Raw genomic sequence first — 25,287 nt, 5'->3', positions numbered from 1 at the left:
AAGAAGTACGCTCAGGGGCGACCTTTCGCCCCTGCTCTTTTAGAACCACGGTAACAGGAAATTATCATGCAGTTTGACTGGAGCGCCATCTGGCCTGCCATTCCTCTCTTGCTTGAAGGCGCCAAAATGACCCTGTGGATTTCGGTCCTCGGTCTGGTTGGCGGGTTGTTTATCGGCCTCGTGGCTGGTTTCGCTCGCACCTACGGCGGCTGGATTGCAAACCACATCGCACTGGTTTTCATCGAAGTGATCCGCGGGACGCCTATCGTCGTGCAGGTCATGTTCATCTACTTCGCCCTGCCAATGGCTTTCACCGATCTGCGTATTGACCCGTTCAGTGCCGCTGTGGTGACCATTATGATCAACTCCGGCGCCTACATCGCGGAAATCACGCGTGGCGCGGTATTGTCGATTCATAAAGGCTTTAGCGAAGCCGGTCTGGCTCTGGGCCTGTCTCGTCGCGAAACCATCCGCCACGTGATCCTGCCGCTGGCGCTGCGCCGTATGCTGCCACCGCTCGGTAACCAGTGGATCATCAGTATCAAAGATACTTCGCTGTTTATCGTTATCGGCGTGGCCGAATTGACCCGTCAGGGCCAGGAAATCATTGCCGGTAACTTCCGCGCACTGGAAATCTGGAGTGCCGTGGCGGTGGTTTATCTGATTATCACGCTGCTGCTGAGCTTTGTTCTGCGTCGCCTTGAAAGAAGGATGAAAATCCTGTGATTGAATTTAAAAACGTCTCCAAGCACTTTGGTCCAACCCAAGTGCTGCACAATATCGATCTGGACATTAAGCAGGGCGAAGTTGTGGTAATTATCGGCCCGTCAGGCTCCGGTAAATCAACCCTGCTGCGCTGCATCAACAAGCTCGAAGAGATCACCAGCGGCGATCTGATCGTCGACGGCCTGAAGGTCAACGACCCGAAAGTGGACGAGCGTCTGATTCGCCAGGAAGCAGGCATGGTGTTCCAGCAGTTTTATCTCTTCCCGCACCTGACGGCGCTGGAAAACGTGATGTTCGGCCCTCTTCGCGTGCGCGGAGCCAACAAAGCGTCGGCGGAGAAACTGGCAAAAGAGTTATTGGCGAAAGTTGGTCTTGCCGAGCGCTCTCACCACTACCCGTCTGAGCTGTCCGGCGGCCAGCAGCAGCGTGTGGCTATTGCCCGTGCGCTGGCAGTGAAACCGAAAATGATGCTATTCGATGAGCCTACCTCCGCGCTCGATCCCGAACTGCGCCACGAAGTATTAAAGGTTATGCAGGACCTGGCGGAAGAAGGGATGACGATGGTCATCGTGACCCACGAAATCGGCTTTGCCGAGAAAGTGGCCTCCCGACTGATCTTCATCGACAAAGGGCGTATTGCTGAAGACGGCAATCCGCAGGAGCTTATCGCCAACCCACCGAGCCAGCGCTTGCAGGAATTCTTGCAACACGTTTCCTGATAATCTCTTCACTTCACACCAGCCGGGCTGTTCAGTCGCCCGGCTTTTTTATGCCGGATTGTTCCCAAAAACTTCCCTCCCCCGCCTGCCATCTATACTTATCATTTTGCTGAACATTTTCTTCACCGGAGGAAGCCGTGCCGTGGATCCTGCTCCTTTTGCTTTGCCTGTTTGGCGCTCCCGCGCAGGCGGTCACTATTCCGGGCGTCACGACGAATGCGTCTTCCTCTCAGCCAACTACCCCAGAACCTGACGTCGAGCAAAAGAAAGCGGCCTATGGCGCGTTGGCTGATGTGCTGGAGAATGACACCTCGCGCAAAGAACTGATCGACCAACTCCGTACTGTGGCAAAAACACCGCCTCAGGAGCCGGTTCCTGTTATCACACCGCCAGAGGTGGTGAGCGATAAAACCGTCCTGGAGAATGTAACCGACGTCAGCCGCCACTACGGCGAAGCGTTGTCCTCCCGCTTTGCTCAGCTCTATCGCAACCTGATTGGCTCCCCGCACAAACCCTTTAACCCGCAAACGTTCGGCAATGCAGCCAGCCATTTCATGATGTTGGCAGTCGCAATCTTTGCCTTTTATTGGCTAACTCGGCTGTGTGCGTGGCCGGTGTATCAAAAAATGGGGAAATGGGGACGGAAGAAAAACCGCGAAAAAAGCAGCTGGTTTCATCTGCCGCTGATGATTACCGGTGCCTTTGTGATTGATTTACTCTTACTGGCACTGACGCTATTTGTCGGTCAGATGCTGAGTGACAACCTCAACGGCGGCAACAAAACAATCGCGTTCCAGCAGAGTTTGTTCCTCAATGCGTTTGCCCTGATCGAATTTTTCAAAGCGCTCTTACGCCTGATATTTTGCCCGCGCGTCGCGGATTTGCGCCCGTTCTCGATCAATGACGACAGCGCCAAATACTGGGCGCTGCGCCTCAGCATCCTGAGCGGTTTGATTGGTTATGGCCTGCTGGTCGCGGTGCCCATAATTTCCAATCAGGTGAATGTGCAGATGGGCGCGCTTGCCAACGTGCTGATTATGCTTTGCATAACCGTCTGGGCGTTGTATCTGATTTTCCGCAATAAAAAGGCTATTACCGACGGTCTGCTGCATCTGGCGGACCGTTCGTTGTCGTTCTTTAGCCTGTTCATCCGTGCCTTCGCGCTAGTATGGCACTGGCTGGCCAGCGCCTATTTTATTGTGCTGTGCTTCTTCTCACTGTTCGATCCCGGAAATAGCCTGAAGTTTATGATGGGCGCGACCCTGCACAGTCTGGCGATCATTGGGATCGCAGCGTTTGTCTCGGGGCTGCTTTCGCGCTGGATTTCGAAAACTATTACCCTTTCCCCGCAGGTCCAGCGAAATTATCCCGAGCTACAAAAACGGGTCAACGGCTGGATTTCGGCCTCGCTTAAAGTGGCAAGGATTTTAACCGTATGCATCGCCATCATGCTCCTGCTCAGCGCCTGGAGTCTGTTCGATTTCTGGAACTGGATGCACAACGGTGCGGGCGAGAAGACGGTGGACATTTTGATTCGAATCGCGCTGATTCTGTTCTTCTCGGCGATTGGCTGGACGTTACTGGCCAGCCTGATTGAGAACCGCCTGGTCTCCGATATTCATGGCCGCCCTCTCCCAAGTGCCCGTGCCCGCACGCTATTAACCCTGTTTCGCAATGCGCTGGCGGTGATTATCAGTACCATTACCATCATGATCGTGTTGTCTGAAATCGGAGTAAATATCGCCCCGCTTCTGGCCGGTGCAGGTGCGCTAGGTCTGGCGATCTCTTTCGGCTCGCAGACTCTGGTGAAAGATATTATTACCGGGATCTTTATTCAGTTCGAGAATGGTATGAACACGGGCGATCTGGTGACGATTGGGCCGTTAACCGGGACGGTCGAGCGCATGTCGATCCGGTCGGTCGGCGTACGCCAGGACACAGGCGCGTACCACATTATTCCGTGGTCATCGATCACCACCTTCGCTAACTTCGTGCGTGGGATTGGTTCAGTGGTGGCGAATTACGATGTAGACCGCCATGAAGATGCGGATAAAGCGAAGCAGGCGCTGAGAGCGGCGGTTGAAGAGCTGATGGAGATGGAAGAAATTCGTGGGCTGGTGATTGGCGAGCCATCGTTTGCCGGGATTGTCGGGCTGACCAACACCGCCTTTACCCTGCGCGTGTCGTTCACCACCCAACCGCTCAAGCAATGGACCGTACGTTTCGCCCTCGACAGCATGGTGAAAAAACATTTCGATATTGCTGACGTGCGACCGCCGGTGCAAACTTACCAGGTGCTGTCCCCGCCGGGATCATCACTGCCTGCACCGCAGGACCCTACATTGTAAGCCCGGCAAGCGCTGCGCCGCCGGGCAAAGGTATCAGAACGGACGGCGGCGTTTAGCATCATCCATAAAAGACCATGCGATAAAGCGGCTCTGTTTCTGACCCTGAGCCATCTCTTTTTTCACTACTTTCACTGCGCCGACATTCGTCAATGCACGATACAGCGGCGGCAGGTTATCGCCGCGAGAGACCAGCGTTGTAAACCATTTCACCTGACGACCAAACTGCTGGCTCTCGGCGATCATTTTCTCGATAAAGGCCACTTCGCCACCTTCACACCACAGCTCGTGCTGCTGGCCACCAAAGTTCAGCGCGCCGTCTTCTGCCTGACCAAGGTTACGGCGTTTACGCTCGCTACCGGCGCGGGCAGTGGCTGCAGAATCATGGAACGGTGGATTGCACATCGTGGCATCAAAGTTTTCATTCTTATGAATGATGCCGTTGAAAATCATCGATGCGTCTTTCTGACGGCGTAAACGGATAGCGCGGGTTAAACCTTCGTTACCGTTAATGATTGCCTGTGCGCTGGCAAAAGCTTCCGGACCTGTTTCGCTACCGGTAAAGCGCCAGCCATATTCGTGCGCGCCAATCAGGGGATAAATCAGATTTGCTCCGGTACCGATATCCAGCACCGAGGCCTGATTTGGGATCGCTCCATCACGGTCTTCCGCCAACAAATCGGCGAGATGATGGATGTAATCCGCGCGTCCAGGCACCGGCGGACAGAGAAAACCTTCCGGAATGTCCCACTGCGCAACGCCATAAAAATGGGCCAAAAGCGCCTTATTCAGCGCCTTTACCGCCAGCGGATCGGCAAAATTAACTGAGGGTTCACCCGCAGGGGTCTGCACGATAAATTCCTGCAGTTGGGGGCAGCTTTGACACAGGGCATTCATGTCGTAGCGGCTACGATGGCGGTTTCGCGGGTGTAAACCCGGCTTTTGGGCAGTCATGGCATTCTCCTTTTCACAGCGGCGTAAGATACCCTCTGAGGGGCCAACGGTAAATAACTCTCTTGCCGCCACAACAAATCGCTAAAAATCAGCAACCTGTATGTCTATGATCTGTCAATAATTTGTCAATTTATATCGTTCAAAAAATAAGCAGATCACCATCAAATTTTTGCGCTAAATCACACTCTTTAACCTTCTAAACTTAACCTGAATCACCCATTGTCATTCAGACTCAGAGGATGTGATTATGAAAAAAATCCTGACACTCATCGTGGTTGCTGGTGCACTTGCCGTCACCTCACTTCCCGCCTGGTCCGTGCAGTCACTGACGACCAATAGCGATACCAGCCAGCTTCGCCCTGCGGGAACTGTCTCCGTCACAGGCGCTGATAATCTTGACGATCTTCAACAGAAGCTCGGAGAGAAGGCTCGTAAAGAAGGTGCAAAAGGTTTTGTCGTTGATTCCGCCAGCGGCGACAACCGCATGTTCGGCACTGCAACCATCTACAAATAACGTCCCCGCCCACGATCTGCATCTGCCAAACAGATGCAGTTCTTAACACCCTCGCCTTGACTGACTATTTTTTAACCCCATATTGATAATACGTAGATTCAACTTCTCTGGAGGCAGGTATGGCATCCGGTTGGGCCAATGACGATGCAGTAAATGAGCAGATCAACAGTACAATTGAAGATGCTGTTGCTCGCGTTCGCGGCGATTTACCCCAGGGTGAAAGTTTGCTTGAGTGCGAAGAGTGTGGTGAGGCGATTCCCGAGGCGCGACGCAAAGCCATGCCAGGCGTGCGCCTATGCATCACCTGTCAGCAGAATAAAGATTCAAAAAACACTTCACACTCAGGATATAATCGTAGAGGATCGAAAGACAGCCAGCTACGTTGACTCTTCTTTACCTAAACCGAAGCCGCAAGCGATTTCCTTTACGCTCACGCTTTTTTGAACATCGCGTGGCAAAAAGTGCCCTCTTCACTCCCTCTGTAAAGCGCAACGACAAGAACTGTAAAACCGTGCTCCGAATTTATTAATATTCAATAAGTTATTTGTCATTCAATTTTTTTGAGCAACGCTGTCAATTCTCTTCGATTTTATCTTTCGCGAAAAAACGTGATACTTATCACATCGACGGAACATCGTCCCCTTAACAGAATAACCTGCGAGAGATTAACTATGAAAACCATCAAATATGCTGTTGCCGCTGTTGCCCTGTCTGCCATGTCATTTGGCGCATTCGCTGCGGAATCTGTGACTTCTGCTCAGGCGCAGAACATGAATAAAATCGGTGTGGTGAGTGCTGAAGGCGCGACCACGCTGGACGGTCTGGAAGCAAAACTGGCTGAGAAAGCCTCTGCTGCGGGTGCAAGCGGATACACCATCACTTCTGCTAACACCAACAACAAACTCAGCGGTACTGCGGTTATCTACAAATAACCCACGGATTATGCTCTACGCTCGCTACACCCTCTGGCGAGTTGCTCCAACCCTCATTGACCCTGTTGTTGTTACCCTTTGTTTGCCCGTCCTTCTGGACGGGCTTTTTTTTGTCTAAAAACTCTGCGCCACGCGCGCAAGCCCTGCTGCTACAGAATCCACTTCCCCTGTTGCCAACAGACAACAGGCCATCTGTAACTTCAATGAATGCGGTACCGGCTCGACACCAGCCAGACAGCGTTCGGTCCAGCGGGCCGTGGTTTCAGCATCTTTCGCCGTCGGGAGTACGACCTCAGCGTCCAGGTCCTCACCGCGTTCTAACACAACGCGCGTGCCCTGTTTATCGATCAGCGTCAACTGCGGGCAGCGCTGTGGATTGGCATACGCTTCGCCTTCAGTTCCGTGCATCAACAGCCCTTTACCGCCAATATCCGCAAAGAAACTCGCCACACGGGTAACATACTCTGGGTGCGAAACGCTCGACAGACGCAGTGCGGCATCTTCTTCAAACGGTGTCGCCAGTTTAGCCAGCGTATGGGCACTGTTACGCACGCCCATCCGCCAGCGCATATCCAGCTGTTTTTCCAGTGGAGGACAAAGCGCGCTCACCGGAATATAGACCGGCTGATGACCTTCGAGTTTGGCCTGTGCCTGGCCCGCATGGAGCGTCGGAGCGATACCCATTAATTCAAAAATGGTTTCTGTCAGCATGCGTGTGGGATCGGCGCTTACACCGTGAACAACAACCGGAAAGCCCAGTTTGTTCAGCAGCAGAGCCAACAGCGGCGTGAGGTTTGCCTGTTTGCGTGCGCCGTTATAGGTGGGGATAACAATCGGCATCGGCTTTGCGACGGGGGGTGTCAAACGGAACGTCTGCGCCTGCATCGCCTCGTAAAACCCGCGCATTTCCGCTTCGCCTTCGCCTTTAATCCGCAGCGCAATTAATATGCCGCCCAATTCCAGCTCCGGCACCTCGCCATTCAGCATGTGGGTGTACAGCGCACGGGCCGTTTCCTGATCCAGATCGCGGGCATGATTTTTCCCGCGTCCTACCTCTTTGATAATTTTGCGATAATCCACGACATTTCTCCTGGCAACATCATAGACACACTATAGCCCTGAAGAAGCCATGACTGATAGTGTTGAACGCCTGCCCGGCTATTTTCTGCCGGGACTGCGCCGTCTCGCTCCGGGCGTTTTTTTAAGCCCTGCCACGACTTTCGCAGGCCGTTTTGTCACTTCCGGCACCTCGGGTTGCTCGATCGGGAATATCGGTAACGCATTGAGCAGGCGCTGGCCGTAGTTTTTGGTCAGCAGCCGCCGGTCATAAATAACGATTTCGCCCCAGCATCCGTGGCTACGAATCAGTCGTCCTACCTGCTGAATCAGGTTGAATGACGCCGCGGGCAGGCTTTGCACTTCAAACGGATAGCGGTTGAGGCTTTTTAGCCACTCGCCTTCGGTAATCACTACCGGGCTGTCGATCGGCGGAAACGCAATTTTATGGATATGCACCTGCGTTAAATAGTCGCCTTTCAGATCCAGACCTTCAGCAAAAGATTGCAAGCCGACCAGCACGCTGCGCTCGCCGCCATCGATGCGTTTGCGGTGGGTTTCCACCAGCCTGTAACGCGGCTGATCGCCCTGTACCAGCAGCAATAAGCGCAGGTCTGTAACGTAAGTTAAAAAGAGCTGCATCGCGCGATTGCTGGCGAACAACACCAGCATCCCAGGATATTTTTTGCTCTCGACCTGCTCGCGGAAAAAGGCCGCCATTTCGGAAATGTGCTGCTCTTCGTGCTCCATCAGCGGCTCGTGCTGCATCTTCGGGATCACCAGTTTGCCCTGCTCGCAGTGGTTAAACGGAGAATCCAGCGACACAAACCGATCGCCCGCTTTTTCTTTTAAGCCGCTCATTTCCTGCAAACGCGAGAAGCTGTTCAGGGAACGTAGCGTCGCGGAGGTGACGACCACGTGCGGCACGCTGCGCCAGATAAGCTTCTCCAGCTGATCGCTAACGCGAATGCCTACGCAGTGAAAGTAGAGATGAATCTGCCCATCTTTGGCGTCCCGCGTGGCCCATTTGGTGACAGGCGCGCCGGAGGCTTGCGCTAGCGACGCCAGTCGCCACAGTTTGCTTTGGCTTTCAAACATGCTCAAAGCGCGGTTCATCTGCAAAAGCACGCGATGCACACGCACCACGTCATGAGTACCGGTTTTTTCGCTGAGATCGTTGAGAAACATCTCTGCCAGCCCACGCAGCTTTTCCAGATGCTTCGCCAGTTGCTTGCAGATCTCCATGATCTCTTCCGGCAGTTCACCCATCGCAAAACGATGTTCGGCTTCCTGAGTCGCGGGCAGATAGAGATCGAGAATAGTGTTGAGCGAGGCAATCAACGCGTAAATTTCTTCACAGTGATCGCTCAGCCGTTCAGGCACCGCCAGCGGCGGCGTGGTTTTGGGGCGGAACTGTTCCAGACAGGTGGCGATCAACTTACAGAACAGATCGAGCTGCAGACGGAACCACGGGGCGGTGATCTCCGCGCTCATCTCCAGCGCATCGCGCGCCACGTCCGGTAAATGATGTCCTTCATCGAGGACCAGCAGCAGGTTTTTTGGGTCCGGCAGCACCGATTCGCTCTCAAGAGCCGCCATCACCAGCGCGTGGTTGGCCACCACCACTTCCGCTTCCTGAATCTCGCGGCGCGCCACGAAGAATGGGCATTCGCGGTAGTAGTGGCAATTGCGGTTCAGGCAGCTGGCTTTGTCGGTGCTCAGACGTCGCCACAGGTCGTCGCTGATGGCTTTATCCGTGTGATCGCGCAGGCCATCCCATTTATAGCCATCGAGATCGACTTTAAGCTTTGCGCACAGCTCCTGCTCGGCTTTGTTGTTCGGCGTTAAATCATCATCGAGGAACGCCAGCAAATCCTGTTGAGTCGCTTCGGTACTGGCCAGACCGGCCAGATTGCGCGGGCAAACGTAACGCCCACGCCCAAACGCGGCGGTGAAGCGCAGCTCAGGGATAATTTTGCGCAGCAGCGGCAGGTCTTTGCTGTAGATCTGATCCTGCAACGCGACGTTGGCGGTGCTGACCACCAGCGTTTTTTGCTCTTCACGCGCGATAGCGATGCCAGGAATTAAATAGGAGAGGGTTTTCCCGACGCCGGTCGGGGCTTCAATCGCCAGATGCCGTCCGTCGTCCCCGGCGAGCGTCTTCGCCACATCGGCAATCATCTGCCGCTGCGGGGCTCGGGGAATAAAGTCGGGGATCTGCTGTTGCAACGCCTTATACCAGGCGGCAATTTGCGCTTTGAGCGCAGCGGTTAAAGCCATCGGGGAACCTGAAATACTGTATAAACAGCCACTATTGTGGCACGTTCGAGGGGTTGTCGCAAAAAGAAAAGCCCGGCTTTACGGCCGGGCTTCCAGATTACTGCGCTGAAGCAGGTTTACGCGGGCGGCGTCGGCGTTGGCCTTCACCTGCGGGTTTAGCTTCCCCGCTGCGCCACGGGTTTTCCCCAGCAGGTTTTGCATCACCGGTGCGACGCGGCGGTTTGCCTGCGGCTTTTGGTGCGCCACCTTCTGAACGACGTGGCTGTTGGCTACGACCGCCAGCACCCTGTCCACGACCACCGCCACCACCGCGCTGCTGGCGACCGTTCTGAATCGGCTCCGCTTTGATGGAGGCATCCACTTCATAGCCTTCGAGGGCGATGCGTGGGATCTCTTTTTTCAGCAGACGTTCAATGTCGTGCAGCAGTTTGTGTTCATCGACGCAAACCAGAGAGAGCGCTTCACCGGTTGCCGCCGCACGGCCAGTACGGCCAATACGGTGAACGTAATCTTCCGGTACGTTTGGCAGCTCATAGTTCACGACGTGTGGAAGCTCTTCAATGTCGAGACCGCGCGCGGCGATATCGGTCGCCACCAGTACGCGAATGTCGCCCGATTTGAAATCAGCCAGTGCACGAGTACGCGCACCCTGACTCTTGTTGCCGTGGATGGCCGCACTGCGAATGCCATCTTTGTTCAGCTGTTCTGCCAGGTGGTTAGCGCCGTGTTTGGTACGGGTAAAGACCAGCACTTGCTGCCAGTTGCCTTCGCCAATCATCTGGGAGAGCAGTTCCCGCTTACGCTTCTTATCAACGAAGTGAACGTGCTGGGTGATTTGCTCAGAGGCGGTGTTGCGACGCGCCACTTCGATTTCCAGCGGGTTACGCAGCAGTTTTTCCGCCAGACCTTTAATCTCATCAGAGAAGGTCGCGGAGAACAGCAGGTTCTGACGACGCGCAGGCAGTTTAGCCAGCACGCGACGAATATCATGGATAAAGCCCATATCCAGCATACGGTCTGCTTCATCCAGCACCAGGATTTCAACCTGATCCAGTTTGACTGCGTTCTGATGTTCCAGATCCAGCAGACGGCCCGGCGTGGCGACTAAAACGTCAACGCCGCTGCGCAGTTTCATCATCTGTGGGTTAATGCTCACGCCGCCGAAGACCACCAGCGAGCGGATGTCGAGGTAACGGCTGTATTCACGCACGTTCTCGCCGATTTGCGCAGCGAGTTCACGGGTTGGGGTCAGGATCAGCGCACGTACCGGGCGACGGCCTTTGGCGTGCGGTTCTTTCTGAACCAGACGCTGCAGCAGCGGCAGGGTGAAGCCTGCGGTTTTACCGGTGCCGGTCTGGGCACTGGCCATCAGGTCACGGCCTTCCAGCACCGCAGGGATCGCCTGCTGCTGGATTGGGGTTGGCTCAACGTAGCCCTGCTCTGCAACAGCGCGCAGAATTTCAGGGTTCAGGCCAAGGGTATCAAAAGACATAAAAACTCCGAACCGCCCCGACCGTCACAGGTGTAGTTTTCAGGGAGATAAGACGAAACGAGTAGGACAAAAACCACAATGTCGCGAAGCAGCGGAGTGTAGCAGGTTTTGTGACATGGCGCATAAAATATCCCTCTGCGATTCATCAGCGAAATATTGCTCCACCCGACTGGACAAGGTGAAAATTTAAACATAATCTTAATCAATCGATTGATTAATTTTTAATGACGCTATGAATCCAACTCCGACGACCACTAAAGGTGAACAGGCGAAAAGCCAGCTGATTGCCGCCGCGCTGGCCCAGTTCGGCGAGTACGGTCTGCACGCCACCACCCGCGATATCGCCGCGCAGGCCGGGCAAAACATCGCCGCTATCACCTACTATTTTGGCTCGAAGGAAGATTTGTACCTCGCCTGTGCCCAGTGGATCGCCGATTTCATTGGCAGCCGCTTTCGCGATCAGGTTGCCGCCGCCACCGCGCTGCTAAACGAGCCGTCACCGGATCGCGCCGCCATCCGCGCCTTGATCCTGAACGCCTGCAACAACATGATCGCCCTGCTCACCCACGACGATACGCTGAACCTGAGTAAGTTTATCTCACGCGAGCAACTCTCGCCCACCGCCGCCTACCAGCGAGTTCACGATCAGGTGATTGCCCCGATGCATACCCATCTGACGCAGCTGATTGCGGCTTACACCGGGCGCGATGCGAACGACACACAGACCATTTTGCATACCCATGCGCTGCTCGGCGAAGTCCTCGCTTTTCGACTGGGCCGGGAAACCATTCTGCTGCGCACGGGCTGGACACAATTTGATGAGGATAAATCCGCGCAGATAAGCCAGGTCATCACCTGTCATCTCGACCTGATCCTGCAAGGTTTAACGCAAAGGAGCCTGGAGTCATGAAAAAACCTGTCGTCGCCATACTGGCGGTGGTTGTTGTGCTGGCAGCCGGAATCGGCGGCTGGCTGTGGTATCAGAGCCAGCAGGATCGCGGTCTGACGCTCTACGGCAACGTAGATATTCGCACGCTGAATATGAGCTTCCGCGTCGGCGGGCGGCTGGAGTCCCTTACCGTGGACGAAGGCGATACGATCAACGCCGGTCAGACATTAGGCCAGCTGGATCAAGCCCCGTATAAAAATGCGCTGATGCAGGCCAAGGCCGCCGTATCAGTTGCTCAGGCGCAGTATGACCTGATGCTGGCGGGCTATCGCGATGAGGAAGTGGCGCAGGCCGCCGCCGCGGTGAAACAGGCGCAGGCTGCCTACGATTACGCGCAGAACTTCTACAACCGCCAGCAGGGGCTGTGGAAAAGCCGCACCATTTCCGCCAACGATCTGGAAAACGCCCGCTCCTCGCGCGATCAGGCCCAGGCAACGCTGAAATCAGCCCAGGATAAATTAAGCCAGTACCGCACCGGGAACCGTCCGCAGGATATCGCCCAGGCTAAAGCCAGTCTCGAACAGGCTCAGGCGCAGCTGGCGCAAGCCGAGCTGGATCTGCACGACACCACGCTGGTCGCGCCGTCTAACGGCACGCTGATGACCCGCGCCGTCGAGCCTGGCAGCATGTTGAGCGCAGGCAGCACCGTGCTGACGCTCTCCCTCACCCGCCCGGTGTGGGTGCGCGCATACATTGATGAACCGAATCTGAATCAGGCCCAGCCGGGGCGCGAACTGCTGCTCTACACCGACGGGCGGCCTGATAAGCCGTACCACGGGAAAGTCGGGTTTGTCTCCCCGACCGCCGAATTCACACCAAAAACCGTTGAAACGCCGGATCTGCGCACCGACCTCGTCTATCGCCTGCGCATTATCGTCACTGATGCCGACGATGCTCTCCGTCAGGGCATGCCGATCACCGTGAAATTCAACGATGGGGACCGACATGAATGATGCGGTTATCCAGCTCAATAATCTGGTGAAACGCTTTGCGGGCATGGATAAACCCGCCGTCGCACCGCTGAACTGCACCCTGCAAAAAGGCTATGTGACCGGGTTGGTTGGCCCGGACGGCGCGGGTAAAACCACGCTGATGCGCATGCTTGCCGGGCTGCTGAAACCCGATGAAGGCACGGCCAGCGTGCTGGGACTCGACCCGATCAAAAACGACAGCGAGCTGCACGCGATGCTCGGTTATATGCCGCAGAAATTCGGCCTGTACGAAGATCTGACGGTGATGGAAAACCTGACGCTGTACGCCGATCTGCGGAGCGTGACCGGCGAAACCCGGGAGAAAACCTTTGCCCGGCTGCTGGAGTTTACCTCGCTCGGGCCGTTCACTGACCGGCTGGCGGGAAAGCTCTCCGGCGGCATGAAGCAAAAGCTGGGGCTGGCCTGCACGCTGGTCGGCGAGCCGAAAGTGCTGCTGCTGGATGAGCCCGGCGTCGGCGTCGACCCGATCTCGCGCCGTGAGCTGTGGCAGATGGTCCACGAACTGGCCGGAGACGGGATGCTGATCCTCTGGAGCACCTCTTATCTCGACGAGGCCGAACAGTGCCGCGACGTGCTGCTGATGAACGAAGGCGAGCTGCTGTATCAGGGTGAACCGACGGCGCTAACGCAGCAAATGGCCGGGCGCTGTTTCCTGCTGCACAGCCCTGATGAGACTAACCGCAAGCTATTGCAGCGCGTTCTTAGGCTTCCGCAGGTCAGCGACGGAATGATTCAGGGGCGTTCGGTGCGCGTGATCCTCAAAAAAGAGGCCACCGCCGACGATATCCGTCATGCACAGGGAATGCCGCAAATTGAGATTGAAGAGACCGCGCCGCGCTTCGAAGATGCCTTCATCGATCTTCTCGGCGGCGCGAGTACTTCCGAATCGCCGCTGGGCGCGATTTTGCACACAGTAGAAGGCACGCCTGGCGAAACGGTGATTGAAGCCAAATCCTTAACCAAGAAGTTCGGGGATTTCGCGGCGACAGATAACGTCAATTTTGCCGTCAAGCGCGGGGAGATTTTCGGTCTGCTCGGACCGAACGGCGCCGGGAAATCCACCACATTCAAAATGATGTGCGGCCTGCTGGTGCCGACATCTGGCAAAGCGCTGGTGCTGGATATGGATCTGAAAGTCAGCTCCGGCAAAGCGCGCCAGCATCTGGGCTACATGGCGCAGAAGTTTTCCCTCTACAGCAACCTGACCGTCGAGCAGAACCTGCGCTTTTTCTCCGGCGTTTACGGCCTGCGCGGACGGGCACAAAGCGAAAAGATTTCGCGCATGAGCGACGCTTTTGGTCTGACCCATATCGCCTCACACGCCACCGACGAACTGCCGCTCGGTTTTAAACAGCGTCTGGCCCTGGCCTGCTCGCTGATGCACGAGCCGGATATTCTGTTTCTCGATGAACCGACCTCAGGTGTTGATCCCCTCACCCGCCGCGAGTTTTGGCTGCACATCAATAGCATGGTTGAAAAAGGCGTCACCGTGATGGTCACCACCCACTTTATGGATGAGGCGGAATATTGCGATCGCATCGGGCTGGTCTATCGCGGCAAGCTCATTGCTCACGGCACACCGGACGATTTAAAAGCCCAGGCCGCCGACGAGCAGCAGCCAGATCCCACTATGGAGCAGGCGTTTATCACTCTGATTAACGACTGGGATAAGGAGCACGCCCATGAGCATTAAAGCGATTTCCTGGCGTCGGGTGCGCGCCCTGTGCATCAAAGAGACACGGCAGATCGTGCGCGATCCGAGCAGCTGGCTGATTGCGGTGGTGATCCCGCTGTTGCTGCTGTTTATCTTCGGCTACGGCATTAACCTCGACTCCAGCAAGCTGCGGGTGGGGATTTTACTGGAACAGCAGAGCGAGGAAGCGCTGGATTTCACCCACGCGATGACCGGCTCGCCCTATATCGACGCGACCATCAGCGATAACCGCCAGGAGCTGATTCAAAAGATGCAGGCCGGGAAAATTCGCGGGCTGGTGGTTATCCCCGTCGATTTTGCCGCCAATATGGCGCGCGCCAGTACCGATGCGCCGATTCAGGTGATCACTGACGGCAGTGAACCGAACACCGCTAACTTTGTGCAGGGATACGTCGAAGGGATCTGGCAGCTGTGGCAGATGCAGCGCGCGGAAGATCGTGGAGAAGAGTTTGAGCCGCTGATAGACGTGCAAACCCGCTACTGGTTTAACCCCGCCGCCATCAGTCAGCACTTTATCATTCCCGGCGCGATAACCATTATCATGACCGTGATCGGCGCGATCCTGACTTCGCTGGTGATTGCCCGCGAGTGGGAACGCGGCACGATGGAAGCGCTGCTCTCAACGGAAGTGACGCGCGTCGAATTGCTGTTGTGCAAGCTGATCCCTTACTACTTCCTCGGGATGCTGGCGATGCTGCTCTGTATGCTGGTGTCGGTGTTTATTCTTGGCGTGCCGTATCGTGGTTCGCTGATTTTGCTGTTCCTGATAACCAGCCTGTTTTTACTCAGCACGCTGGGCATGGGCCTGCTGATTTCGACCATCACCCGCAACCAGTTTAACGCCGCGCAGGTGGCGCTCAACGCTGCGTTTCTGCCGTCGATTATGCTGTCTGGGTTTATTTTCCAGATCGACAGCATGCCCGCCATTATCCGCGCGGTGACTTATATCATCCCGGCGCGCTACTTTGTGAACACGCTGCAAAGCCTGTTCCTGGCGGGGAATATTCCGTCGGTGTTGATGATTAATATTCTGTTTTTGATGGCGTCGGCGGTGATGTTTATCGGCCTGACGTGGATGAAAACAAAGCGGCGTTTAGATTAATACCGTTTTTTGTAGGTCGGGTAAGCGAAGCGCCACCCGACGCGAGGGCGACACCATGTTTCACCGTTTATGGACATTAATTCGCAAAGAGCTGCAATCCCTGCTGCGTGAGCCGCAAACCCGCGCAATCCTGATTCTACCAGTGCTGATTCAGGTGCTGCTGTTTCCGTTCGCCGCCACGCTGGAAGTGACCAACGCCACCATCGCCGTCTACAACGAAGACAACGGCAAACATTCCGTGGAGCTGACCCAGCGTTTTGCCCGCGCCAAAGCCTTTACCCACGTGCTGTTACTGAAAAGTCCACAGGAGATCCAGCCGACTATCGACCAGCAAAAGGCGCTGCTGCTGGTGCGTTTCCCGGCAGATTTCTCGCGTAATCTGGATACCTTCCAGACCGCCCCGATGCAGTTGATTCTCGACGGACGCAACTCCAACAGTGCGCAAATTGCCGCCAACTATCTGCAACAGGTGGTAAAAAATTACCAGCAGGAGCTGATGGAAGGGAAACCCAAACCAAACAACAGCGAGCTGGTGGTGCGTAACTGGTACAACCCAAACCTGGATTACAAATGGTTCGTGGTGCCGTCGCTGATCGCCATGATCACCACCATCGGTGTGATGATCGTGACGTCGCTCTCCGTCGCCCGAGAACGCGAGCAAGGGACGCTGGATCAGCTGCTGGTTTCGCCGCTCGCCACCTGGCAGATTTTCGTCGGCAAAGCGGTGCCTGCGCTGATCGTCGCCACCTTCCAGGCCAGCATCGTGCTGGGGATTGGCATCTGGGCGTATCAAATTCCATTTGCCGGATCGCTGGGACTGTTTTACTTCACAATGCTGATTTACGGGCTGTCGCTGGTGGGATTCGGGCTGTTGATTTCCGCACTGTGCTCGACGCAGCAACAGGCGTTTATCGGCGTGTTTGTCTTTATGATGCCGGCGATTTTGCTCTCCGGGTATGTGTCGCCCGTGGAAAACATGCCGGTGTGGCTTCAGGATTTAACATGGGTGAATCCGATTCGGCACTTTACCGATATCACCAAGCAAATCTATCTGAAGGATGCGAGTCTGGATATTGTGTGGGGAAGTTTGTGGCCGCTACTGGTCATAGCGGCCACGACGGGCTCAGTGGCGTACGCGATGTTTAGACGCAATATCGCCTAATTTCTTCTCTTTGGTCAGTAACGAGACGACCGCAGGGCCTGCCAGAATCACCAGGCCCGCCAGGGCCAGCAGCAGGTTGTTTTGCAGCACGCGTGACAACAGCCACAGAACGATCAACGCTGCACCAAAATACCAGGTGGTGGTGAGCTCTTCGAGCACATCACCCACTTCACGCCAGCGCGCCTCATGGTGACGCTGTAAAAACAGCATCGACAGCACGGTCACGCCATACATTGCGCATAATCCCAGGCCGACGTGCACCAGCGTGCCGCTTTTCCAGCCCATGACCAGTACCGCCACGACCAGTAAATGCAACATTATCTGCCAGCAACTGAGGCCAGTTGCGACACGAACGCGTTGTTGCCACTTCATGGCTTCTCTCCTGAAGGATATTTCTCTGCTAGTTCAGAGTACCGCACTTTACGGAAAATTCCGTAACACCGCATCTTTTTGTGACGCCGACTACACTTTATTTTCATCAGGATAGTGACGCTGGCAGGAGCATATGACCCCACAATCGCGGCATTTTTCGCTAAAAATTTTGACGATTAACACACACAAAGGCTTCACGGCATTTAACCGCCGCTTCATATTACCCGAGCTGCGCGACGCGGTACGCACCGTCGGCGCGGACATTGTGTGCCTGCAAGAAGTGATGGGCGCGCACGATATTCACCCGCTGCACGTAGAGAACTGGCCGGATACCTCGCACTATGAATTTCTGGCCGATACCATGTGGAGCGATTATGCCTACGGGCGCAACGCGGTCTATCCAGAAGGTCATCACGGCAATGCCGTTTTGTCGCGTTTTCCCATCGAACATTATGAAAATCACGACGTATCAGTGGGCGAAAGCGAAAAACGCGGGCTGCTTTACTGCCGGATAACCCCGCCCGATCTGGCCTTTCCGGTTCATGTAGGCTGTGTGCATTTGGGCTTACGGGAAGCACACCGCCAGGCGCAATTAGCGATGATGACGCGCTGGGTAAATTCACTGCCGGAAAACGAACCGGTGGTAATAGCAGGCGATTTTAACGACTGGAGACAACGCGCCAACAGACCGCTAAAAACACGCGCCGGTCTGGATGAAATCTTCACCCGTGCGCATGGTCGCCCGGCACGCACCTTCCCGGTGAGCTTTCCTCTGCTGCGCCTGGACCGAATTTACGTCAAGAACGCCCACGCCAGCCAGCCGAGCGCGCTGGCGCTGCGCGGCTGGAGGCATCTTTCTGACCATGCCCCGTTAAGTGCGGAGATCCACTTATGAAATGTTCGTGGCGAGAAGGTAATCAGATAACCCTGCTGGAAAACGGCGACGAATATTATCCGGCGGTGTTTGCTGCGCTTGATGCGGCAGAGCAAAAAATCATTCTGGAAACCTTTATCTGGTTCGAAGACGGCGTGGGCCGCCAGCTGCACGAGGCGGTGCTGCGCGCGGCTCAGCGCGGGGTCAAAGTGGAAGTATTGCTCGACGGCTACGGCTCGCCCGATCTTAGCGACGCATTCGTCAACGAGCTGACCGCCGCCGGCGTGGTGTTCCGCTATTACGATCCGCGCCCGCCGTTACTCGGAATGCGCACCAACGTCTTTCGCCGAATGCACCGCAAAATTGTGGTGGTGGATGGCACTGTCGCCTTCGTCGGCGGGATCAACTACTCCGATGAACATATGTCTGACTATGGCCCGGAGGCCAAGCAGGATTACGCAGTGAAAGTCGAAGGCCCGGTGGTGCAGGACATACTGCTGTTCGAACTGGAAAACCTGCCGGGACAGTCGGCGGTGCGCCGCTGGTGGAAACGCCGTCATCGCCCGGAAGAGAACCGCCAGCCGGGCGAGGCTCAGGCGCTGTTTATCTGGCGCGACAACGATGAACATCGGGATGATATTGAACGCCACTATCTGAAAATGCTCGCCAATGCGAAGCGCGAGGTGATCATCGCCAACGCCTATTTTTTCCCTGGTTACCGACTGCTGCACGCCATGCGCAATGCCGCGCGGCGTGGGGTTCGCGTCAAACTGATTGTGCAGGGCGAGCCGGATATGCCGATCGTCACCGTCGGCGCGCGGCTGCTGTACGACTATCTGGTCAAAGGTGGAGTACAGATTTACGAATATCGCCGCCGCCCGCTGCACGGCAAAGTGGCGCTGATGGACGATCACTGGGCGACCGTCGGCTCCAGTAATCTCGATCCCTTAAGCCTGTCGTTGAATCTGGAAGCCAATCTGATTATTCACGATCGCACCTTCAACCAGACCCTGCGCGACAACCTTACCGGCATTATCGCCCGCGACTGCGTGCGGGTGGATGATTCGATGGTACCGAAACGCACCTGGTGGAACCTGAGCAAAAGCGTGGTGGTGTTCCACTTCCTGCGCCACTTCCCGGCGTTGGTCGGCTGGCTACCAGCCCATACACCGAAGCTTGCCCAGGTGCCCGCTCCGGTTCAGCCGGAAATGGAAACCCAGGACCGCGTTGAAGCGGAAAACTCAGGGGTGAAACCGTAATGAGCAAATCACATCCCCGCTGGCGACTGGCGAAACGCATCCTCACATGGCTGTTTTTCATTGCCGTCGCCGTGCTGCTGGTGGTTTATGCGCAAAAAATTGACTGGGAAGAGGTGTGGAAAGTTATCCGCAACTACAACCGGCTGGTGCTGCTTAGCGCGCTGGGTTTAGTGGTCGTCAGCTACCTGATCTACGGCTGCTACGACCTGTTGGGTCGCGCCTACTGTGGGCATAAACTGGCGAAGCGCCAGGTGATGTTGGTGTCGTTTATTTGCTATGCGTTTAATCTGACGCTCAGCACCTGGGTGGGCGGTATCGGGATGCGCTATCGCCTCTATTCGCGCCTTGGGCTGCCGGGCAGCACTATCACGCGCATTTTCTCGCTGAGTATTACCACCAACTGGCTGGGGTATATTCTGCTCGGCGGGGTGATTTTCACCGTCGGCGTGGTGCAGCTCCCTGCCCACTGGTACATCGACGAGGCGACGCTGCGGATTCTAGGCTTCGTGCTGCTGCTGATTATCGCGGTCTATCTCTGGGCCTGCGCATTTGCGAAACGCCGCCATATGACCGTCAAAGGGCAAAAGCTGGTGCTACCGTCGTGGAAATTCGCCCTGCTTCAGATGGTAATTTCCAGCGCCAACTGGATGGTGATGGGCGCAATTATCTGGCTGTTGATTGGCGAAGAGGTGAACTATTTCTTCGTGCTCGGCGTGCTACTGGTGAGCAGTATCGCGGGGGTGATTGTCCACATTCCAGCGGGAATTGGGGTGCTGGAAGCGGTGTTTATCGCCCTGCTGGCAGGCGAGCATGTTTCGCACGGTAAGATTATCGCCGCGCTGCTGGCCTACCGCATGCTGTATTACTTCCTGCCGCTGGCACTGGCGACAGTGGGGTATTTGATTCTGGAGAGTCGGGCGAAAAAGCTGCGGGCGAAAAACGAGAAGGCAATGGCGAAGTGACGAAAGTCGGGTGGCGCTGTGCCTTCCCGACCTACGGATTGTAGGCCCGGTAAGCGCTAGCGCCACCGGGCAACGAGGTTAGCGGCGGTTGCCGAAAATTCGCAGCAGCATCAGGAACAAGTTGATGAAGTCCAGATACAGCGTCAGTGCGCCAAGAATCGCATATTTGCGCAGGTTCGAGCTGTCACGCACGTCAATCTGCTCGCCGATGTTTTTCAGCTTCTGAGTGTCATACGCCGTCAGGCCAACAAACACGATCACCCCGATATAGGTCACCGCCCACATCAGCGCTTCACTTTTCAACCAGAAATTCACCAACGATGCCAGCACAATACCGATCAGCGCCATAAACAGCATATTGCCGAAGCCGCTCAAATCACGTTTGGTGGTGTAGCCATACAGGCTCATGGCACCGAACATCCCGCCCGCGACCACAAAAGTGCTGGCGATGGACGAATAGGTGTAGACGATAAAAATGCTGGAAAGCGTTAGCCCAGTGAGCGCCGAATAGAGCATAAACAGCGTCGTCGCCATTCCTGCGCTGAGCTTTTGCACCAGACCGGAGAGCACGAAGACCAGCGCCAGCTGGGCGATAATCAGCCCGAAGTAGGTGATTTTGCTGGAGAAGATAAACATCATCAAGGCGGGGGTATTCGCTGCGTACCACGCGATAAACGCAGTGAGCAGCAGACCGCAGGTCATCCAGCCGTACACCTGCGCCATATAGGTTTGCAGGCCGCTACGAGTCTGCTGAACGATTGAATCCGAACGTGGAAATCGGTCCATGATAACTCCTGATTAAGTGGGCATACCTTCTAAGATTAACACATCCACGCCAACCAGTTACCAGCGGCTGGCAGCCTGTTTGTCGCTGTCTCGTGATTCCACCCAGCGCTCCCCTTCGGGCGTGGCTTCTCGCTTCCAGAACGGTGCGCGGGTTTTGAGATAATCCATAATAAATTCACCGGCTTCGAACGCACTGCTGCGATGCGAACTGGTGACGCCAACGAAGACAATTTCCTCGCCGGGCCACATTTCGCCAATGCGGTGGATCACCGTGACGCGACCGAGAGGCCAGCGTTGACGCGCTTCAACTACAATATCCGCCAGGGATTTTTCGGTCATTCCCGGATAATGCTCCAGGGTCAGCGCTTTTACGCTGTCGCCGAGATTATGATTGCGGACTTTGCCGGTAAAAGTCACCACAGCGCCATCTTCATCGCGCTCGGCAAGCCAGCTGTATTCCGTGCCAACGTTAAAGCGCTCCGGCCCAACAACAATACGCGTGTCAGTCATGATTAACCCCCTGTGACCGGTGGGAAAAACGCCACTTCGTCACCGGCGTTGAGCGGGTGATTGAACTCCACCAGCGTCTGGTTAACAGCGGCGAGCAGTTTGCCCTCTTCCAGCGCCAGCGCCCAGCGATCGCTCTGCGCCGCCAGGTGGGCGCGCAGGGCTTCTACATTTTCAAAAGGCGTATCGAGGGTCAGGCTATCGGTATTGACCAGCTCGCGTACCTGAGCAAAAAAGAGCACGTTAATCATTGCTGTCCACCCTAAAATCGCCGGATTTGCCGCCGCTTTTTGCCAGCAGGCGTACCGGGCCAATCACCATATCTTTCTGTACCGCTTTGCACATATCGTAAATGGTCAGCGCCGCCACGGAGGCCGCCGTTAAGGCTTCCATTTCGACACCTGTTTTACCGCTCAGACGGCACAGCGTTTCGATACGTACGCGGCTGTGCTCCGGCTCGGCCTGCAGGTTCACTTCGACCTTGCTGAGCATCAGCGGATGGCAGAGAGGAATCAGATCCCAGGTACGTTTTGCAGCCTGAATCCCGGCAATACGGGCGGTGGCGAAGACGTCGCCCTTGTGATGACTGCCGTCGATAATCATCGCCAGCGTTTCCGGCAACATAGTCACGAAAGCTTCGGCACGCGCTTCGCGCACCGTTTCGGCCTTGGCGGAAACATCCACCATATGCGCTTCGCCAGCGGCGTTAATGTGGGTCAATTGCGACATAGCTTACTTCTTCAATTGAGGATGAAAATTACAGGGACGAGTACGGGCGTCGAGCTGCGGAGCAATAATATTTTCCCACGCGGTACGACAGGCTTTGGTGGAGCCAGGCATGGCAAAAATCAGCGTTTTGTTGGCGATCCCGGCCACTGCGCGGGACTGCAAAGTAGAGGTGCCAATCTCTTCAAAGGAGAGCATACGGAACACTTCGCCAAAGCCTTCAACTTCACGGTCAAACAGCGGGAGCAGCGCCTCTGGCGCCTGATCGCCGGCGGTAAAACCGGTGCCGCCGGTGATTAACACCACCTGCACCTCGTCGCTGGCAATCCACTGGGATACCTGGGCGCGAATGGCGTAACGATTCTCTTTGACAATCGCTTTATCAACAATGCTGTGACCCGCCTCGTGCGCGGCGTCGCGCAGCCAGTGGCCGGAGGTGTCATCCTCTTCGCCACGGCGCTCAGAAACGGTAAGAATAGCAATACGCGTCGGAATAAATTCAGCGCTGACCTGACTCATTTTCTGGTTCCTTTTAAGCCGATTACCCGCCGATGTAGGACAGGTTTTGTGTAATCCCGGTGTCGCCCTGATGCAGGAAATGGGTCTGTTTTTTGTGCGTCAGAGCAGCAGAAATGCGCGCTTCAAGGGCATCCTGTTGGGCATCGTCTTCCAGCAAATCGCGAAGATCTACGCCACCGTCGCCGAACAGGCACAGATGCAGTTTGCCAACAGACGACACGCGCAGACGGTTGCAGGTGGCACAGAAGTCTTTTTCATAGGGCATGATCAGCCCAATTTCCCCTTCGTAATCGGGGTGACAAAATACCTGCGCCGGACCGTCGCTGCGTTGGCGAATCTGATGGATCCAACCACGTTTTAGCAGTTCATCGCGTAGCACCATGCCTGAGATATGGTGACGGCGGAACAGGTCACTGCCCTCGCCCGTCTCCATCAGCTCAATAAAACGCAGTTGAATGCGGCGGGGTTTGACCCACGCGAGGAAAGTATCGAGCTGGTGATGGTTCACATCACGCATCAGAACGGTGTTGACTTTGACTTTGTCGAAACCGGCTTCAAACGCGGCGTCGATACCCTCCATCACCTGACGAAATTTATCCTGTCCGGTGATGGCGTGAAACTGACGCGCGTCGAGACTGTCGACGCTGACATTGATAGCCGTCAGCCCGGCATCGCGCCACTGAGCGACATCGCGGGATAAGCGATAGCCATTGGTGGTGACGGCGATTTGACGAATGCTGGCGTTTTCGCGCACGGCGGCGATGATGTCGGGAAAATCACGACGCAACGAGGGTTCCCCGCCCGTGAGACGCACTTTTTCCGTGCCGAGTTCAGAGAAGGCGCGTGTGACGCGGCGCACTTCTTCGACGGAGAGGAATCCGTTATTGGTGACGCTGCCCGGTTTGTAGCCGTTCGGCAGGCAGTAGGTGCAACGAAAATTGCACACATCGGTGATCGACAGACGTAAATAGAAAAACTTACGCGCGAAAGCATCAGTGAGTTGAGAAGCCATGTACACCTTTCCAGTACGGGAGGCACAGTCATTTCTTTCTGTACCCTGGTAGCGTTTCCGCTACGGCCAGGGCGCCATATCATCAGACACAGGCGCCAGGGCTAGAGTGTATGTTTTCATATTCGAAAACGTGGGTTATGCCGATAGTAGCGCGGAAATGGCTCTTTCGCCATTCGCTGATTTCGCTATATAATTATATATATAACGACCAGATCGTGCACTTTCACTACAGAATACGTAAAAATCAAAGTTTCGCATTGATATACGTCATTTTGCGGGGGGTCGGGCATCGTCTTTTAGGGGTAGTTCGGTTACTGTTACGCAGATCGAATAGGATAAGGAATGTGTATGCGCAATCGCACTTTTGCGGATCTTGACCGTGTAGTCGCTCTCGGCGGAGGGCATGGGCTGGGCCGAGTCATGTCGTCGTTATCGTCGCTGGGTTCAAGGCTCACCGGTATCGTCACCACCACCGATAACGGGGGCTCTACAGGTCGTATTCGTCGCTCAGAAGGCGGTATCGCCTGGGGCGACATGCGCAACTGTCTTAACCAGTTAATTACCGAACAAAGCGTCGCTTCAGCCATGTTTGAGTATCGTTTTGGCGGTAATGGCGAACTTTCCGGACATAACCTCGGAAATCTGATGTTAAAGGCTTTAGATCACCTGAGCGTACGCCCGCTTGAGGCGATCAATTTAATCCGCAATCTGCTGAAAGTGGATGCATTCCTGATCCCTATGTCGGAACAACCGGTCGATTTGATGGCGATTGATACGGAAGGCCATGAAGTCTACGGGGAAGTGAATATTGATCAGCTGATTTTGCCGCCGCAGGAGCTAATGACCTACCCTTCCGTTCCCGCCACGCGTGAAGCGGTGGAAGCCATTAGCGAAGCGGATCTCATCCTCATCGGCCCTGGAAGTTTTTACACCAGCCTGATGCCGCTGCTGCTGGTGAAAGAGCTGGCGCAGGCGCTACGCAGGACGCCCGCGCCGATGGTGTATATCGGCAATCTGGGCAAAGAGCTCAGCCCCGCCGCAGCAAGCCTGTCGCTTGCCGATAAACTGAATCTGATGGAGCAGTACGTCGGTAAGAAAATTATCGACGGTGTAGTGGTTGGACCGAAGGTGGATGTTTCAGGGATGGAAGGCCGGGTGGTGGTGCAGGAAGAGTTAGAAGCGAGCGATATTAAATATCGCCACGACCGGCATCTGTTGCGCCTGGCGCTGGAGAAAGCGATTCAGGCGCTGGGGTAAGCATTTTTTCAGTGCGGTCTGGTGCCCTCACCCCGCCCTCTCCCACAGGGAGAGGGAGAAAACACTAAAAACGGCA

At 55.6% G+C, this 25,287-nt stretch carries 26 protein-coding genes and 1 riboswitch; of the genes, 15 read left to right on the top strand and 11 right to left on the bottom strand.

The genetic code is table 11. The features are described from left to right. Positions 1-66 precede the first annotated feature (66 nt). The 3 genes from glnP to ybiO all read left to right on the top strand — a co-directional run bounded on the left by glnP (position 67) and on the right by ybiO (position 3,793). Positions 67-726, top strand: coding sequence for a glutamine ABC transporter permease GlnP (gene glnP / locus JBO43_RS17300; RefSeq protein ID WP_095281341.1), 660 nt, complete (start codon positions 67-69; stop codon positions 724-726). Then, positions 723-1,445, top strand: coding sequence for a glutamine ABC transporter ATP-binding protein GlnQ (glnQ, locus tag JBO43_RS17295; RefSeq protein ID WP_103946933.1), 723 nt, complete (start codon positions 723-725; stop codon positions 1,443-1,445). The genes glnP and glnQ overlap by 4 nt, the downstream gene beginning before the upstream one ends. A gap of 137 nt (positions 1,446-1,582) precedes the next feature. Further along, positions 1,583-3,793, top strand: a complete 2,211-nt coding sequence (gene ybiO / locus JBO43_RS17290; protein ID WP_202674776.1) for a mechanosensitive channel protein — start codon at positions 1,583-1,585, stop codon at positions 3,791-3,793. 33 nt (positions 3,794-3,826) lie between these two features. Here ybiO and rlmF read toward each other — a convergent pair whose 3' ends face one another. After that, the gene (gene rlmF, locus JBO43_RS17285; RefSeq protein ID WP_167381228.1) at positions 3,827-4,744 is read right to left on the bottom strand and encodes a 23S rRNA (adenine(1618)-N(6))-methyltransferase RlmF; all 918 of its coding nucleotides are present in this window, start codon (positions 4,742-4,744) and stop codon (positions 3,827-3,829) included. 247 nt (positions 4,745-4,991) lie between these two features. Here rlmF and mcbA point away from each other — a divergent pair, with 247 nt between their 5' ends. From mcbA to ybiJ, 3 genes are all read left to right on the top strand, one after another. Next, on the top strand, positions 4,992-5,258 hold the full coding sequence (mcbA, locus tag JBO43_RS17280) for a DUF1471 family periplasmic protein McbA (RefSeq protein WP_095281337.1): 267 nt from the start codon (positions 4,992-4,994) through the stop codon (positions 5,256-5,258). A gap of 119 nt (positions 5,259-5,377) precedes the next feature. Continuing rightward, positions 5,378-5,644, top strand: coding sequence for a DksA/TraR family C4-type zinc finger protein (locus JBO43_RS17275; RefSeq protein ID WP_095281336.1), 267 nt, complete (start codon positions 5,378-5,380; stop codon positions 5,642-5,644). Between the two features lie 285 nt (positions 5,645-5,929). Next, positions 5,930-6,190, top strand: coding sequence for a DUF1471 family protein YbiJ (gene ybiJ / locus JBO43_RS17270; RefSeq protein WP_095281335.1), 261 nt, complete (start codon positions 5,930-5,932; stop codon positions 6,188-6,190). Positions 6,191-6,304: 114 nt separating this feature from the next. Here the strand turns inward: ybiJ and ybiB are convergent, their stop codons facing one another. The 3 genes from ybiB to rhlE form a co-directional block, all read right to left on the bottom strand. Further along, entirely contained in the window at positions 6,305-7,270 is a 966-nt protein-coding gene (ybiB, locus tag JBO43_RS17265) for a DNA-binding protein YbiB (protein ID WP_202674775.1), read from the bottom strand. 78 nt (positions 7,271-7,348) lie between these two features. Beyond that, a complete protein-coding gene (gene dinG / locus JBO43_RS17260; RefSeq protein ID WP_202674774.1) occupies positions 7,349-9,526 on the bottom strand; it encodes an ATP-dependent DNA helicase DinG in 2,178 nt (725 codons plus the stop codon). Between the two features lie 97 nt (positions 9,527-9,623). Beyond that, on the bottom strand, positions 9,624-11,018 hold the full coding sequence (rhlE, locus tag JBO43_RS17255; protein WP_202674773.1) for an ATP-dependent RNA helicase RhlE: 1,395 nt from the start codon (positions 11,016-11,018) through the stop codon (positions 9,624-9,626). A gap of 232 nt (positions 11,019-11,250) precedes the next feature. Between rhlE and cecR the strand changes: the two genes are divergently transcribed. The 5 genes from cecR to JBO43_RS17230 are packed head-to-tail and all read left to right on the top strand — an operon-like array spanning position 11,251 to position 16,937. After that, on the top strand, positions 11,251-11,928 hold the full coding sequence (gene cecR, locus JBO43_RS17250) for a transcriptional regulator CecR (protein ID WP_095281331.1): 678 nt from the start codon (positions 11,251-11,253) through the stop codon (positions 11,926-11,928). Continuing rightward, positions 11,925-12,920 carry a secretion protein HlyD gene (gene hlyD, locus JBO43_RS17245; protein WP_202674772.1) on the top strand — a complete coding sequence of 332 codons (996 nt, stop codon included), beginning with the start codon at positions 11,925-11,927 and terminating at the stop codon, positions 12,918-12,920. Before cecR ends, hlyD begins: the two co-directional genes overlap by 4 nt. After that, positions 12,913-14,652, top strand: a complete 1,740-nt coding sequence (locus JBO43_RS17240; RefSeq protein ID WP_202674771.1) for an ATP-binding cassette domain-containing protein — start codon at positions 12,913-12,915, stop codon at positions 14,650-14,652. The genes hlyD and JBO43_RS17240 overlap by 8 nt, the downstream gene beginning before the upstream one ends. Further along, complete coding sequence (locus tag JBO43_RS17235) at positions 14,642-15,775, top strand: ABC transporter permease (protein WP_095281328.1); 1,134 nt, start codon at positions 14,642-14,644, stop codon at positions 15,773-15,775. Before JBO43_RS17240 ends, JBO43_RS17235 begins: the two co-directional genes overlap by 11 nt. 55 nt (positions 15,776-15,830) lie before the next feature. After that, complete coding sequence (locus JBO43_RS17230) at positions 15,831-16,937, top strand: ABC transporter permease (RefSeq protein ID WP_095281327.1); 1,107 nt, start codon at positions 15,831-15,833, stop codon at positions 16,935-16,937. On the opposite strand, the gene JBO43_RS17225 is transcribed toward JBO43_RS17230, so the two are convergent. Continuing rightward, entirely contained in the window at positions 16,899-17,309 is a 411-nt protein-coding gene (locus JBO43_RS17225; protein ID WP_095281326.1) for a YbhQ family protein, read from the bottom strand. The genes JBO43_RS17230 and JBO43_RS17225 overlap by 39 nt on opposite strands. 133 nt (positions 17,310-17,442) lie before the next feature. Here JBO43_RS17225 and JBO43_RS17220 point away from each other — a divergent pair, with 133 nt between their 5' ends. Genes JBO43_RS17220 through JBO43_RS17210 form a run of 3 tightly spaced genes read left to right on the top strand, consistent with a single transcriptional unit; the run spans position 17,443 to position 20,404 of the window. Continuing rightward, positions 17,443-18,204, top strand: a complete 762-nt coding sequence (locus JBO43_RS17220) for an endonuclease/exonuclease/phosphatase family protein (protein ID WP_095281325.1) — start codon at positions 17,443-17,445, stop codon at positions 18,202-18,204. Beyond that, a complete protein-coding gene (gene clsB, locus JBO43_RS17215; protein ID WP_202674770.1) occupies positions 18,201-19,442 on the top strand; it encodes a cardiolipin synthase ClsB in 1,242 nt (413 codons plus the stop codon). Before JBO43_RS17220 ends, clsB begins: the two co-directional genes overlap by 4 nt. Continuing rightward, positions 19,442-20,404: a lysylphosphatidylglycerol synthase domain-containing protein gene (locus JBO43_RS17210; protein WP_095281323.1), complete on the top strand. Its 963-nt coding sequence runs from the start codon at positions 19,442-19,444 to the stop codon at positions 20,402-20,404. The genes clsB and JBO43_RS17210 overlap by 1 nt, the downstream gene beginning before the upstream one ends. A 78-nt stretch (positions 20,405-20,482) precedes the next feature. Here the strand turns inward: JBO43_RS17210 and JBO43_RS17205 are convergent, their stop codons facing one another. The 6 genes from JBO43_RS17205 to moaA form a co-directional block, all read right to left on the bottom strand. Further along, entirely contained in the window at positions 20,483-21,190 is a 708-nt protein-coding gene (locus JBO43_RS17205) for a Bax inhibitor-1/YccA family protein (RefSeq protein WP_202674769.1), read from the bottom strand. Positions 21,191-21,247: 57 nt separating this feature from the next. Then, a complete protein-coding gene (moaE, locus tag JBO43_RS17200) occupies positions 21,248-21,700 on the bottom strand; it encodes a molybdopterin synthase catalytic subunit MoaE (RefSeq protein ID WP_202674768.1) in 453 nt (150 codons plus the stop codon). Between the two features lie 2 nt (positions 21,701-21,702). Beyond that, complete coding sequence (gene moaD, locus JBO43_RS17195) at positions 21,703-21,948, bottom strand: molybdopterin synthase sulfur carrier subunit (protein WP_202674767.1); 246 nt, start codon at positions 21,946-21,948, stop codon at positions 21,703-21,705. Then, complete coding sequence (moaC, locus tag JBO43_RS17190) at positions 21,941-22,426, bottom strand: cyclic pyranopterin monophosphate synthase MoaC (RefSeq protein ID WP_202674766.1); 486 nt, start codon at positions 22,424-22,426, stop codon at positions 21,941-21,943. The genes moaD and moaC overlap by 8 nt, the downstream gene beginning before the upstream one ends. A gap of 3 nt (positions 22,427-22,429) precedes the next feature. Beyond that, positions 22,430-22,942 (bottom strand): molybdenum cofactor biosynthesis protein B, encoded by a 513-nt coding sequence (moaB, locus tag JBO43_RS17185; protein ID WP_202674765.1) that lies wholly within the window; start codon positions 22,940-22,942, stop codon positions 22,430-22,432. A gap of 22 nt (positions 22,943-22,964) precedes the next feature. Continuing rightward, positions 22,965-23,954 carry a GTP 3',8-cyclase MoaA gene (moaA, locus tag JBO43_RS17180; protein ID WP_103946945.1) on the bottom strand — a complete coding sequence of 330 codons (990 nt, stop codon included), beginning with the start codon at positions 23,952-23,954 and terminating at the stop codon, positions 22,965-22,967. Beyond that, positions 23,942-24,075: riboswitch (molybdenum cofactor riboswitch) on the bottom strand. (Overlaps the previous gene by 13 nt.) 227 nt (positions 24,076-24,302) lie before the next feature. On the opposite strand from moaA, the gene yvcK reads away from it, so the two are divergent. Then, positions 24,303-25,211 carry a uridine diphosphate-N-acetylglucosamine-binding protein YvcK gene (yvcK, locus tag JBO43_RS17175; protein WP_095281316.1) on the top strand — a complete coding sequence of 303 codons (909 nt, stop codon included), beginning with the start codon at positions 24,303-24,305 and terminating at the stop codon, positions 25,209-25,211. The last annotated feature ends 76 nt before the right edge of the window (positions 25,212-25,287 follow it).

The organism is Lelliottia jeotgali, assembly GCF_016771845.1.
Classification (GTDB): domain Bacteria; phylum Pseudomonadota; class Gammaproteobacteria; order Enterobacterales; family Enterobacteriaceae; genus Enterobacter; species Enterobacter jeotgali.
The sequence above is the reverse complement of the archived record's forward strand: the minus strand, read 5'-3'. Positions and strand labels throughout refer to the sequence as shown.